Raw genomic sequence first — 11,923 nt, 5'->3', positions numbered from 1 at the left:
GGTCAGGCGTCGAATTCGCCGTTGCGAACCCCCTCGATGAACTCGGACCAGCCATCCGGGCCGAACACAAGGACACCATCGTCGGGGCTTTTGGAGTCCCGGACGCCGACGTGCAGGTCGGTAGCGGTCGCGACTTCGACACAGTTGTCGGCGCCACCGCTTCGGGTGGACTTCCGCCACGGGCAAAACTGCCTGTCATTCATTGTGAATATTCCTCCTGATTTCTTCGGCCGTTGCGGTGAGGAAGTCGAGGCTTTCGCCCGGTGGCATGGCGGCGTCCGCCAGCCTGCCGTATAGGTCGAGGTAGCGGTTGACGTCTGCTACCTCTGTCAGTACGAGGTCGTCGGTGGCCGTGTCAACGGCAACGACCACGGGGTCGTGCGGGTCCGGGTACCGGTAGGTGAAAAACGCCGAGCGGGGGACGGAATGCTGGCGGATCTTGGCGGCGATTGGCAGTACTCGGATGCTGATGGTTGGGCGGTGGTGTCCGACGAGCGTTAGGTGGTCCAGTTGATCGGCGATCACCGGCGCGGGCGCGGCAAAACGGCGGATGGCCAGTTCGTCGATGATCACCTCATACCGAGGGCCGCCCGGCCGCTCCAGCATGCGTTGGCGGCCGGCGCGTGCTTCGAGTGCTCGGGTGTGGCTGTAGGTGGCACCGTTGGGAGCGTCCATTAGCAGGCGTGCTTCGGTGTACGGCCGCACCTGCAACAAGCCGGGCAGGTAGACCATCTGATATTCGCGAATCTCACTCGCGCCCGCCTCAAGGTTTGCGTACAGAGCCTGTCGGGTGCCCATCTCGTCGGCGTACTTCGCCCACCACCCGCGTTCCTGTGCCTCGCGGGCGATCGTCATGATCTGCTGCCAGCGCTGCTGATCTACGCCGAACAGCTGGAGAATCCGCATGACCTCGTCGAGGTCAGGGGCGACGTGACCGTTCTCCAACCGCGAGATGCGTTGGCGTGCGACGCCGATCTCCGCGGCGACGCGAGCGGCTGGGTATCCGTGCTCGTCGCGCAGGCGGATCAGCTCGGCGGCGAGCCTACGACGACGCACCAGCGGGCTGATCACACCACACCTCCGGAGAACAACCAACGCCGGAGGACGATTACGCACCGGCGATGCGGGGAGCGTAACCCCGGGCTTCTCCGTTGGAGCTGGGCGTGAGTTCACGATCGGCTGCTGAGGCCCTGATCAGCGACCATCTGGGCAGTAGAACGGGTACCGGATCAGGTGGTAGACGGGGATTCCCGCGTATGTGGACTGTCCGTGAAGGTGGACCTACCAGAAGCGATCTGTCGATTTATGTGATCCGGTACGGCCGAACCGGCTGGATCCGGCTCGTGACAGCAACGCGGTCCTGGGCGTGTTCTCGCCCTACGCCGGTGCACGGTACCGGGTAGGTGAACGCGCCGGACGGCGTGGCTGCAGTTGGTCTCCCGCTCGCCGTCGCTGCTACAGGGCGTGGCGGCGGGCGGGACTTCACCACCATGCGTGTCCCTGAGGAGGGCCGGCTCCGTGTTCGCAGTTGACTACTACTGGCTCGACCGCGATGACGCCGCCGGCCTCGGCCGGCACATGCTCTGGGCCGTATCGGTAGCAACCCAGTTCGGGTGCGCCGCGGGAGTGACACATCAAGATCGCCAGCGCGGCGCACCTGGTCCACATCGGTCGAAACGGAAGGCAGGCATGGCGACCTACCACGGTGGCGAAAAGGTCGAACAAGCGCAAATAGCGTTGCAGCAACACGCAACCAGCAGTGCATCCGGAGCGTGCATTACCTGCCGCAGCCCCGGCCCATGCGCCCAGTTCGAGCAGGCGGCGAAAGTCTTCTGGCTTTCACTTCGGCTGCCTCGCCGAACTCCTGGCGCTACCCGACCCGAGCTAATCAATGCCAGACGAGTTGGTGATCGCGGGCTGCTGGCAAGCAGACCTCACCATCGTGTAACGGCAGCTCCCATGGCAAAACGCGCGGCGGGCGCCGTCGGTGCTATCTGTGAGTAAGTCGTACTGACCACCAGAGTGGGAGGCGAAGTGGCATGCCAGTTAAACCAGTGACCGTGCCGCCGCTACCGGTCACCGCAAGAATGCCCCTGAATGGCGAGTCGAACACGGTAGTCGAATTGACTGAGAAGGCAATTGCACTGCATAGCGTCCATGTTGAGTGCGATGGAATTTGTGCCGGATGCCTCGACATGTGGGCGCGGCTGGCGCCTCACCCGTGTCCGCAGGCGGACTGGGCAGAGCGCGTTCTCCAGCAGGCAACACCGACTGCTTGACATCCTTATCTGCTCTTGGCGCATTGCTCGATGCTGGAGGTGCCGCCTAACCCGCGTTTTCACCCTTGCGCTAACGAAGCAAGGCGAGCGGTTATCACCCTGGCCTTGCGGTCGCGGCTACCGGGTCGCGGGCTATTAGCGGCGGAGGTCTCCCGCCCTACCTACTACTGAAGGAGAAGACGGCCGTGGAGAAAATGTCGGCGAGCAGGCTGGTGCTCAACCCTGACGAACTCAGCTCCGATCCAGTGCCGGGCATGGACCTGGCGGTGAAGTTGGGCATTGGTCAGCTGGAGATCCGCTCAGCCGAGGGCGCCAATGCGGTTACGCTGCCCGACGACCGGGTTCGGTACCTCCGTACGCTGGCCGAGGAGCGAGGCCTGAAGGTGGCCGCGCTGGCTTCGCCGCTGTGGAAGTGGTGCCGCCCCGAGGCGACGCCCGAGAGGGTGGACACCTTCGGCTTTCCCACCCAGGTTCCGCCCGAGGAGCGGCTCGGCTGGATTGAGCGGGCCGTTGCGGCTGCCGTCATCCTCGGAGCCCCGGTGGTGCGGGTCTTCTCCCACCTGCGGGTCGAGCCGGAACTCACCGAGCAGCTACTCAGTGACCTGCTGTTGGCAAAAGCCCTGGACCTGGCGAACTCGGCTGGGGTGCGGCTGCTGCTGGAGAACGAGCCAGTGTGCACGGTCGCCCATGCCGAGTCACTGCTCGAGGTCCTGGACCGGTACTACGGGCAGGGCCTGGGACTGTGGCTGGACGTGGCGAATCTCCACGAGGTCGGCCAAGCCACCGGTGAGGTGGTCAGCTCCCTCGCCCCGTACGTGGGGTACGTGCACGTCAAGGACTACCGGCCCGCCGCTGACGGTGGTGGCCGGGTGTTCTGCCCGGCCGGTGAGGGTGTGGTGCCCTACGGCCAGGTGCTACCGCTGCTGCACGCAGCCCAGCCCGGGCTGCCGTACGCGCTGGAGACCCACGTGCGCGACACCCCAGCCGACGCCCTCACCTCTGGCGCCGCGTTCCTGCGCTCCGCTGTTCCCGGCGGTGTGGCATGAAGCGGGTGCTGCTGGTAGGAGCGGGGGAGGTCGGAGCCAAACACCTGGCCGCGCTCTCCGGCGTTCCCGGTGTGCTAGTCGCCGGGGTCGCTGACCCCGCCCCGTGCGTCGATGTCCCCAGGGGCGTGCCGGTGTTTGCTTCGTGGCGGGCGGCGCTGAGCGCCGTGACGCCGGATCTGGTTGTGGTGGCCACCCCGCCGGGGACCGCGCTTGCCGCAGCCCGGGAAGCAGCCCAGACCGGAGCCGCCGTGCTCGTGGAGAAGCCCTGCACGACCGAACCAGCGGCCCTGGCGCCCCAGCCGGGCGACGGGCGGATCTTCGTCGCGTTCCAGCCGCACTTCGCCCCCGGCCTGAACGCCCTACTCGCGATGCCTCCTGCTGTTACACGCGCCGACGTGTTGCTGAGCGTGCACCGAGATCCCGGATACTTCCGCGGCTGGCGCCGCACATACGCGGATGCCGGCGGAATCCTGCACCAGCAAGCCATCCACGGCCTGGCACTCGCCCTGCGGCTGCTGCCCGGCGACGTCGAAATGGTCAACGCAACGGTGACCCACAGCCGCGGCCTGGCAGAGACCGAGGACCACGTCATCGCCGTACTCGCCCTGTCCGGCGGGGCCACAGTGCAGATCAACGCCCGGGTCGACCACCCCGGTCCACCGGCTCACGAGCTCATCCTCCACCTCACCGACGGACGTCGGCTTCACGTACGCGGGCGGAACCTTGAAGCCGGACTCGGCGAGATCGCCGCCGCCCCGACGCATGAGGAACTGCGGCGCGCGATGTACGCCGCCGCGTTGAACGCTGCCGAGGGCCATCCGGCCCACCCCTGCCTGTTCTCGGTGACGGCGCTACGGCGCCCTCTGGAGGTGATCGATCGTGTCTACCGCGATGCCCGCGTCGTCCGGACTGCGTACGCCGCTGCCGCATGAGCTGCCCGTCGAGGTCGTCGAACGCAAAGGGGTCGGCCACCCCGACACCCTCGCCGACGGCATCGCTGAGCTCGCCTCCATCCGTTACAGCAGGCACTGCCTGGACACCGTGGGGGCGGTGCTGCACCACAACCTGGACAAGGTCGCCGTCTTCGGCGGCCGGGCCGCCTTCAGCGACACCGACGGTGTGTACGACCGGCCGCTGCGAGTCGTCTTCGGCGGCCGGATCTCCACCAGCTTCGCCGGCCAGGAACTGCCAGTGCGGGAGATCCTTGAGCACGCGGCCGTTGACCACCTGCGTACCGCGCTGCCGGGCTTCGACCGCGTGCAGCTGGAGGTGGGACACGAGACGACCAACTCCTCCAAGTTTTCCCACTGGTTCGCCCCCCGTTCCTTGGACGATCTGCCCGAGAGGCCGAGGCCGTTCTCGAACGACACCGCCTACCTCGTCGGCTCGGCCCCACGCACGGTCACTGAGGCCGTGGCCCTGCTGGCCGAGGCGTGGTTCCGCCGCCACGCGTGGGCAGGCAGCGACATCAAGGCCCTCGCCATCCGCAACGGCGCGACCTGGACGGTGACCGTCTGCGTGCCCGCCCTGGCCGGGTACCTGAGCAGCTCCGCCCAGTTCGCCGAGGCGGTCACCTCTGCCGCCAGCGAACTGACCGACCTCCTTGCCCAGCGGCTGCCGGGTCGGGTGTCGGTGCTGTGCAACACCCGCGATTCCCGCATCGGGCCCATCTCCGGGCAGTACTTCACACTCTCGGGGTCGGCTGTCGACTATGGCGAGGATGGCCTCGTGGGCCGGGGCAACGCCCGCACCGGCGTGATCAGCGGTGCCCACCTGGCCGGGAACGAGGCGACGTTCGGGAAGAACCCGGCCTACCACGTCGGCAAGGTCGGCGGCTGGCTCGCCGATACCGCCGCCCACGCGGTAGCCACCGAGTTCGGACCATGCCGTATCGCCCTGCTGTGGCGCAACGGCGCCCGCTACGACGAGCCCGCCTCGATCGAGATCACCACGGTTAACCCGGCGCCGCTCGGGCCGGCCGAGGAGCTGGTGCGGGCCACGCTGTCCCGCACAGACTGGATGGCAGACCTGCTGACCGGACGGTATCTGCCCGCCGTCGCCCCGTTCGACGAGCTGCTGGCCGCCCTGGAGCGAGCAGTCAGATGACCGTGCACCGGCTCGTCACTGGCCACATCTCCGCCCGCCTCGCCTTGCCCGAGTACCTGGACACCACCGCGGCGCAGGCCGCCAGCCGGGCCCTGCCCGGCGGCTGGACCCTGACAGCAGATCCCGCCACGGAAGCCGTGGACGTCGAAGTCACCACGGGGGCCGCGGCCGTCACCGTCGCGGCGGTCACCGTGCGCCTCCGGCTACCGGCACACGTGGCCGCCTCGAACTCTCTCGCCTACGTCACCTACACCGCGTTCGAACGTGCACGCCAGCACCAGCGCAAGGCCACCGTGCATGCCACAGCGCTGATCGCGCCCGACGGGCAGGCCGTACTACTACTCGGCGCGAAGGGGGCAGGCAAGACATCAACCGCACTCGCCCTCGCGGCGCAGGGATGGACCCATGCCGGAGATGACGTGGTCGTCCTTGGCGAGAGCGACGATGGTCGGGTGTCGGTGTGGCCCGGCAAACCTACCGCCGCTATCCGCGACCCCGCTCGGCCGCTCGCGCCCAAGCCTCAGCTCGCCCTGGAACCGTTCGCGACCGGCCTGGCCCCGCTTGCCCGGGTTGTGCGCATGGCCGTCCACCCTGCGCTCGACACCGCGTCGCTGACGCCTGCCGTGCCGCTGTCGGTAAACGAGCGGCTGCGACTGCACGAGACCTTGGGCCGCTACATCTCCGGCCTTCCCACCCCCATCACCGGCGTGGCCGGCGTGCCATACGGACCGGTGTGGCCCCTGGACAGCCCCGCCCTGGCCCGCTGGCGCAGCCACCTCATCGCCCGGCTCGCCGTTGGCCAGTTCGACTACCTATACGCCCCCGATCCGGACACCGCCGCTGACCTGCTGACCAAGGAGGCCGGATGAACTCCGCCGCGATCCTGCCCAGCCGCAACGAGCCAGCCACCATCGCCGCGGTCACCACCGCCGTTGACACCGCGCTCGCCGAGCACCGGTCCATCATCGTCCACGCCGACGCCTCCGACACCCTGGCGACCGCCGACCAATTCACCACCACCGCCACCCGGGCGGCCAAGGTGCCGCTGACCGGCCTGGTCCGAGGCAAGGGTGCCCAGATCCTGGCCGCAGCCCACCTTCCGGACCTCACCGGCATCGATGCCGTACTGATCGCGGACACCGATACCCGGGGCCCCGACCCGGCCGTCTACGCCGCGCTACTGGACCGCGTACGGGCTGGGGCCGCCATAGCAGTCGCGGACTACCCGCGGCACTGGGACGAAGCCAACCTCACCAACCACCTTGCCCGACCCCTTATCGCCGCTACCACCGGCCACGACGTGCCCCAGCCGCTCGCCGGGGACCTCGCCCTCTCCCGACCCGCCCTGGACGCCGCCCTCCGCGCTGCCCGGGCACTGCCTGCAGAGCTTTCGGCGTGCGTGGACGGCTACGGCATCGACGCATTCCTGCTGCTGACCGCCGCCACCGCCGGGCCCATCGCCTCCGTGCGATTCGACCAGCCCAAACAGCACGCCGGGTCCTTTCCTCACCTGGCGGCCATCTATCACCAGGCTGTCCCAGTCCTGCTGCACCTGACCAGGACAGGTAAACCGCCACCGGCCACGTCAGACGGTGCGACGGCGCACTACCGGGTTGCCGACCGCACCCTGGAATCCGCCCGCCTTTCGGACATGCTCACCACGCTGGACAGCTTTGGCCCGTATCCCGGCGGATACGATGAACACCCATGGCCAGAGCCCGTCGCGGACGCCTGGCGCACCGTCAACTCCGGTACACCAGTGCGCGACGCGGCCCGTCAGCTGTGGCCGCACTACCTACGGCGCGTGACCGACTGGTTGACCAGGGGACCACGCGCCAGCACACGGCAGCGGGCCGAGACACTCGCCGCCGGACACGCCCGCCTGTGCACCGCTGTCCTCACTCCCGCAGGAGCCCGACGATGACCGCCATCCCGACCTCCGGTTTCTCCGCTTTCGCGCTGGAACCTTTTCCCGAGCTCCAGCCGGGTGCGGATCTGGCGGGCGCTATCACCGGCGTTTTGGCCTGTACTGGCATCGAGTTGCAGGATGGGGATGTGGTGGTGGTGGCTTCCAAGGCCGTGAGTGTCGCGGAGAAGCGGTACGTCGACCTGGCCGGTGTCGTCGTTGGCCCGGAGGCGCTGGAGTTGTCCGCTCGCACGGGCAAGCCTGCCGAGGTCGTGCAGCTGATCGTGGATTCCAGTGACAGCTACTTCCTGGCCACCGAGAAGGGCCCGATCATCGCGCGGCACCGGCTCGGCTTCCAGCTCACCTCCGCTGGGATCGACCGGGCCGGCCCGCGGGGTGCGTGGCTGTTGCCGGTGGATCCGGACGCCTCCGCCCGCGCCCTGCGCGACGCGTTGATCGCTCACACGGGTGCGGAGGTGGCGGTGGTGGTCGCGGACTCCGACGGTCGCGCCGACCGGCGTGGGGCGACCGTCATCTCGATCGGCGCGGCGGGCGTGGGGCCTTTGCGTGTCACGGAGTACGGCGGTAAGCGGCAGGAGGAGACCTTCACCGACCTGATCGCCGCGGCGGCCGGGATCATCCTCGGGCAGCGGGGTCGTGGGGCCCCGGTCGCCGTCCTGCGCGGCGTCGCCTACGAGAGCAGTGACGCGGGCGTGGTGTCGATGCTTCAACGCCGGCCGTGAGGCTGCTGCTCACGGGCGCCGCCGGGAGCATCGGCACCCGGCTGGCGGCCGATCTGGCCGCCCAGGGGATGTCGCTGCGGCTGCTTGACCGGCGGGCTTGTGCCGTCGAGCTGCCTGCGGGTGCCGAGTTCGTTCAGGCCGACCTGCGTGACCTGGATGCGGTCGAGAAGGCCAGCACCGGCGTCGCGGCCGTCGTGCATCTTGCGGGGATCACCCAGGAGGGACCGTTCCCGGAGTTGGTGGAGCACAACGTCACCGGCACCCACCACGTCCTGGAGGCGGCCCGCCGCCAGCGGGTGCGGCGGGTGGTGCTGGCCAGCAGCCACCACGTGACCGGCCTGAACCCCGTCGGCGCCCCGACGGCGCCGCTGGCCCCCGACAGCTTCTACGCGGTATCCAAGGTCACCGCTGAGGCGCTGGGCCACCTTTATGCCCACAAGACCACCATGCAGGTCGTCGCCGTCCGTATCGGTAGCTACCGAGATCACCCCACCGAGCCCCGTCACCGTGCGACCTGGCTGAGCCCCCGAGATGCCACCGCCCTGCTGTACGCCGCCGCCACCCGGCCCCTGACCTCCCCGTTCCTCACGGTGTACGGCACTTCTGACAACCGCGATTCGTGGTGGCCGCGCACTGGCTGGGACGCCCTCGGCTACCAGCCGGCCGACAGCGCCGACCGCCTATGCCCCGGTCTCGGGCCGCTGGCCGACCGCCGGATGGGCGGCGCCTTCGCCAACGCCGACCTTCCCACATAGGAATATAGGGATGTCGACCCCGCGGGTGCCTGGATCTGCTGCGCCGCCGCGTCGCCCTGCCTGGTCTTGGTTCTCTCCCCTGGGGCGGGCTTTCCCTACTTGGGAAGGAGGTGGTAGCCGGTGAATGATCTGGTCCTTCGGGTCCAGTCCCAGCTGACCGGCCGTGATCGGGTGTTGCTGGGCTGGTTGTATGACCACGGTGTCGGGACGTCGTTCCAGCTCGCGAACGCCTTGTTTCCGTCGTTGGACGTCGGTCAGCGGCGGTTGCGGACCCTGTACCGGCTGGACGAACGCATTGCCGCCCTCACTACCAGTCGGGCCGCGCTGCCGGGTGGTTAGCGTGCCGACTGGTTGTGCTTGCGTACGAGGTCAGGCAGCTCGGCCAGCGAGTCGAGCTGGAACACGCATCGGTCGCTGACCGTCTTGTCGCCGAGGATGTGACCCCACGGGCCGCGACGGACCAGGGCGGTGGCGATACCGGCCTCCTGCGCCGGCCGGATGTCGTTGTCCAACCGGTCTCCGACGTAGAGCACCTGGTCGGCGGGGCATCCTGCCTCGGTGATTACGCGGTCGAAGAACGCGGTGGAAGGCTTCTCCACACCCCAGCCGTCCGAGGTGCCGATCACGTCGACCGGTAGGTCCAGGGCACGCAGGATTGTCTCCGCCCGCGCTGTCTGGTTGCCGGCGAGGCCGACCTGTAGCCCCGACTCGCGTAGCGCGGCCAGGCACGGCCGCGCATCCGGGTATAGGTCTTCCTCGGTGAAGGACTCCGGTTGGCCCGCCGCCGTCCGGCGCTCCCGTTCCTCGGTCAGGTCGAAGCCCGGTCGGAAGACCTGGAACGTCTCCCGGTAGTCCAGGCCGCGAGCGATGATCGCCCCGAAGACGGCCGAGAAGGTGTGGCGCGGCACCCCGAGCCAGTCCGCCCAGGTGCCGTACTCCCGGGACTCGTCAACGATGGTCTCGCCCACGTCGAAGAATACGCTCGTGATCACCCGGCGATTGTGCCTGGTGCTCCCATCAGGATCAACGTGTACCGCGAGCCGAGCCGCCCGGCGGGCCGGTGCTGACCCGTCGGCCGCACCGGGTACGACTCGGTGCGGGAAGCCGTGCCGGTCCGACTCACCGATGGGGTCCTCGGCGACCTGCACCCTGGTCCGCTCGGTTAGCGGGAGCGCTGTCTCGCAAGGTGAGATGGCGGAACGGGTGGGCCAGGATTTTTCTGTCATTTTCGGCAGGGAATCTGTACCACTGGATACCGGTACGGGTTGACGGGTACCAGCGCGTCCTACTGGGTTCGGAAGAGCCGTGATCGACTGTCGGTGATGTTGGTTGACAGGGTGCTGCCGGCGGAGGCGTACTGATACGAACGTGACCGCGTGACGGTCTGCCCGCCGTGTTCGATCGGCCGGGGTGGTGGCGCTCCTTCGGGAGCGTCGCCGGCCGTTGGAGGCTTGGGAGTGGGCGGGCTGTCGATGGTGTCGAGTGACAGGGGAGCCGCCATGAAGGATCTTTCTCCGGCGGGTTGAGTCGACGCCCCACCGGGCCGTCGTGATGTCGACGGTTCCCGGAGTAGCTGTTCCAGGCTGAGACGAGCCCGCTGCCGGCTCGGCACGCTGCCGCCCGCTTGCCCTCCGTAACTGCGACCGCTGTTCCTGCTGCCGCGACCACCTCACTGGTGGTCGTGTCGGCTTGTTGCTGCCCCGATCCGTCCTCGGGCCGGCCGGTGTGCCGGTTGGCGTGTTCATTGACAACTCCACAGTGCGCCTTGCCGCCGTCTCCCGCGCCCGGCGGTGGCTGCGGCGGCGCACACCTATGGCGTCACGGCAGTCGACGTCCCATTCTTTCGACCAAGGAGCTTCTGTGTTCTCTGTACATCCTGTCTCACCGCGTTCCGGCTTTCTGCCGGTGACGCTGACAGATTCCGTGTTGACCTCCGTTGCGGGGTCCGGGTTGACGTCCCCGTTGGGGTCAGTCTTCAGCCGGACACCCGAACGGACCCCCATTTCCCGCTCACACCGCAGGTCAGCCCGTCTGTCAACACTGGCTGGTTGTGCTGCGACAGACCCGTCCTTGTCTCGGGTCTCCCCTGGGAGGCCATACGTATCGGAGAGGAGGTGATGGTGGATGGATGATCCGGTTCTGCGGGTCCAGTCGCAGCTGACCGATCGTGACCGGGTCCTGCTGGGCTGGCTCTACGACCACGGCGTGCTGACGTCGTTCCAGATCGCCCAGGCACTGTTCCCATCCCTTGATTTCTGCCAGCGGCGGCTGCGGACTCTGTATCGGCTGCGCCTCGTCGCTCGGTTCCGACCGCAACGGGCCGACGGCGGCTCCTACCCGTACCACTACGTCATCGACCAACTCGGCGCTGAGGTCGTCGCCGCCAGCCGCGACGAACGCCCACCCCGGCGCGACCACGCCCGGGTGGAACGGCGACGCTGGACCTCCACCCGCAGCCTCTCTCACCGCCTCGGGGTGAACGGCTTCTTCACTGACCTGGCCGGCCACGCCCGTACTCATCCGGACACCGGCTTGATCGAGTGGTTGCCGGAGATGGTGTGCCAGCGTGCCGGGACGTTCACCAGCCGCCAGGATCCGGGGCTGGTGCGGGCGTATCAGCCGAGGGTTCGCCCGGACGGCTACGGCCGGTGGGTCGAGAATGATGTCGAGGTGCCGTTCTTCGTCGAGTACGACACCGGCGCCGAGCAGTTGTCGATCCTGGCCGGCAAGGTGGACGGCTATCGGGAGCTTTTCGGCACGATCGGGCGGGCGTGGCCGGTGCTGTTCTGGCTGCACTCGGCTGCCCGAGAGCGCAACCTACGCCGCGTGCTGACCGACGTGCCGCTGGCGGTGCCGGTCGCCACCGGGGCCCGCGACCACGCCGCGACGACGGGCCTCGGCCCGGCAGCGGCGGTGTGGGCCGTGGCCGGCCGGGAAGGGCCGCGGCTGCGGCTGGCAGATCTGGCCGGGTATGCCGTTGACGCCTCCGGCCGGGCGGGTGCGGCTGCGTGATCGGCGACGGCACGACGGCCGTGGACAGTACCTCCGCGGCGGAGCGGACATCAACGGCCGGCGTCTGTCACGGATC

At 68.6% G+C, this 11,923-nt stretch carries 12 protein-coding genes; 9 read left to right on the top strand and 3 right to left on the bottom strand.

The features are described 5' to 3' along the window. Positions 1-2: 2 nt before the first annotated feature. On the bottom strand, positions 3-203 hold the full coding sequence (locus tag SALPAC6_RS0113195; RefSeq protein WP_018253883.1) for a DUF397 domain-containing protein: 201 nt from the start codon (positions 201-203) through the stop codon (positions 3-5). Then, positions 196-1,071, bottom strand: coding sequence for a Scr1 family TA system antitoxin-like transcriptional regulator (locus tag SALPAC6_RS0113190; RefSeq protein ID WP_018253882.1), 876 nt, complete (start codon positions 1,069-1,071; stop codon positions 196-198). The genes SALPAC6_RS0113195 and SALPAC6_RS0113190 overlap by 8 nt, the downstream gene beginning before the upstream one ends. 1,402 nt (positions 1,072-2,473) lie before the next feature. On the opposite strand from SALPAC6_RS0113190, the gene SALPAC6_RS0113185 reads away from it, so the two are divergent. From SALPAC6_RS0113185 to SALPAC6_RS0113150, 8 genes are all read left to right on the top strand, one after another. Beyond that, on the top strand, positions 2,474-3,325 hold the full coding sequence (locus tag SALPAC6_RS0113185) for a sugar phosphate isomerase/epimerase family protein (protein WP_018253881.1): 852 nt from the start codon (positions 2,474-2,476) through the stop codon (positions 3,323-3,325). Next, complete coding sequence (locus SALPAC6_RS0113180; RefSeq protein ID WP_018253880.1) at positions 3,322-4,257, top strand: Gfo/Idh/MocA family protein; 936 nt, start codon at positions 3,322-3,324, stop codon at positions 4,255-4,257. The genes SALPAC6_RS0113185 and SALPAC6_RS0113180 overlap by 4 nt, the downstream gene beginning before the upstream one ends. After that, complete coding sequence (locus tag SALPAC6_RS0113175) at positions 4,217-5,431, top strand: methionine adenosyltransferase (RefSeq protein ID WP_018253879.1); 1,215 nt, start codon at positions 4,217-4,219, stop codon at positions 5,429-5,431. The genes SALPAC6_RS0113180 and SALPAC6_RS0113175 overlap by 41 nt, the downstream gene beginning before the upstream one ends. Continuing rightward, positions 5,428-6,300, top strand: coding sequence for a phosphoenolpyruvate carboxykinase (ATP) (locus SALPAC6_RS0113170; RefSeq protein ID WP_018253878.1), 873 nt, complete (start codon positions 5,428-5,430; stop codon positions 6,298-6,300). Before SALPAC6_RS0113175 ends, SALPAC6_RS0113170 begins: the two co-directional genes overlap by 4 nt. Then, positions 6,297-7,355: a glycosyltransferase family protein gene (locus SALPAC6_RS0113165; RefSeq protein WP_018253877.1), complete on the top strand. Its 1,059-nt coding sequence runs from the start codon at positions 6,297-6,299 to the stop codon at positions 7,353-7,355. The genes SALPAC6_RS0113170 and SALPAC6_RS0113165 overlap by 4 nt, the downstream gene beginning before the upstream one ends. Then, the gene (locus SALPAC6_RS0113160; protein ID WP_018253876.1) at positions 7,352-8,080 is read left to right on the top strand and encodes a coenzyme F420-0:L-glutamate ligase; all 729 of its coding nucleotides are present in this window, start codon (positions 7,352-7,354) and stop codon (positions 8,078-8,080) included. Before SALPAC6_RS0113165 ends, SALPAC6_RS0113160 begins: the two co-directional genes overlap by 4 nt. Further along, on the top strand, positions 8,077-8,835 hold the full coding sequence (locus SALPAC6_RS0113155) for an NAD-dependent epimerase/dehydratase family protein (RefSeq protein WP_018253875.1): 759 nt from the start codon (positions 8,077-8,079) through the stop codon (positions 8,833-8,835). Before SALPAC6_RS0113160 ends, SALPAC6_RS0113155 begins: the two co-directional genes overlap by 4 nt. Before the next feature lie 120 nt (positions 8,836-8,955). Continuing rightward, the gene (locus SALPAC6_RS0113150; RefSeq protein WP_018253874.1) at positions 8,956-9,174 is read left to right on the top strand and encodes a hypothetical protein; all 219 of its coding nucleotides are present in this window, start codon (positions 8,956-8,958) and stop codon (positions 9,172-9,174) included. Here the strand turns inward: SALPAC6_RS0113150 and SALPAC6_RS0113145 are convergent. Continuing rightward, positions 9,171-9,827, bottom strand: coding sequence for an HAD family hydrolase (locus tag SALPAC6_RS0113145; RefSeq protein ID WP_026189633.1), 657 nt, complete (start codon positions 9,825-9,827; stop codon positions 9,171-9,173). The genes SALPAC6_RS0113150 and SALPAC6_RS0113145 overlap by 4 nt on opposite strands. Before the next feature lie 1,132 nt (positions 9,828-10,959). On the opposite strand from SALPAC6_RS0113145, the gene SALPAC6_RS0113135 reads away from it, so the two are divergent. Next, complete coding sequence (locus tag SALPAC6_RS0113135; protein ID WP_018253871.1) at positions 10,960-11,847, top strand: replication-relaxation family protein; 888 nt, start codon at positions 10,960-10,962, stop codon at positions 11,845-11,847. The last annotated feature ends 76 nt before the right edge of the window (positions 11,848-11,923 follow it).

The sequence above is a fragment of the Salinispora mooreana genome (genome assembly GCF_000379065.1).
Classification (GTDB): domain Bacteria; phylum Actinomycetota; class Actinomycetes; order Mycobacteriales; family Micromonosporaceae; genus Micromonospora; species Micromonospora mooreana.
This window is presented reverse-complemented; position numbering and strand designations above follow the sequence as displayed.

Coding starts and splice junctions, on each gene's coding strand:
- SALPAC6_RS0113165 (WP_018253877.1), top strand. CDS start 6,297: ATGAACTCCGCCGCGATCCTGCCCAGCCGCAACGAGCCAGCCACCATC.
- SALPAC6_RS0113195 (WP_018253883.1), bottom strand. CDS start 203: ATGAATGACAGGCAGTTTTGCCCGTGGCGGAAGTCCACCCGAAGCGGT.
- SALPAC6_RS0113180 (WP_018253880.1), top strand. CDS start 3,322: ATGAAGCGGGTGCTGCTGGTAGGAGCGGGGGAGGTCGGAGCCAAACAC.
- SALPAC6_RS0113160 (WP_018253876.1), top strand. CDS start 7,352: ATGACCGCCATCCCGACCTCCGGTTTCTCCGCTTTCGCGCTGGAACCT.
- SALPAC6_RS0113135 (WP_018253871.1), top strand. CDS start 10,960: ATGGATGATCCGGTTCTGCGGGTCCAGTCGCAGCTGACCGATCGTGAC.
- SALPAC6_RS0113175 (WP_018253879.1), top strand. CDS start 4,217: ATGCCCGCGTCGTCCGGACTGCGTACGCCGCTGCCGCATGAGCTGCCC.
- SALPAC6_RS0113185 (WP_018253881.1), top strand. CDS start 2,474: ATGTCGGCGAGCAGGCTGGTGCTCAACCCTGACGAACTCAGCTCCGAT.
- SALPAC6_RS0113170 (WP_018253878.1), top strand. CDS start 5,428: ATGACCGTGCACCGGCTCGTCACTGGCCACATCTCCGCCCGCCTCGCC.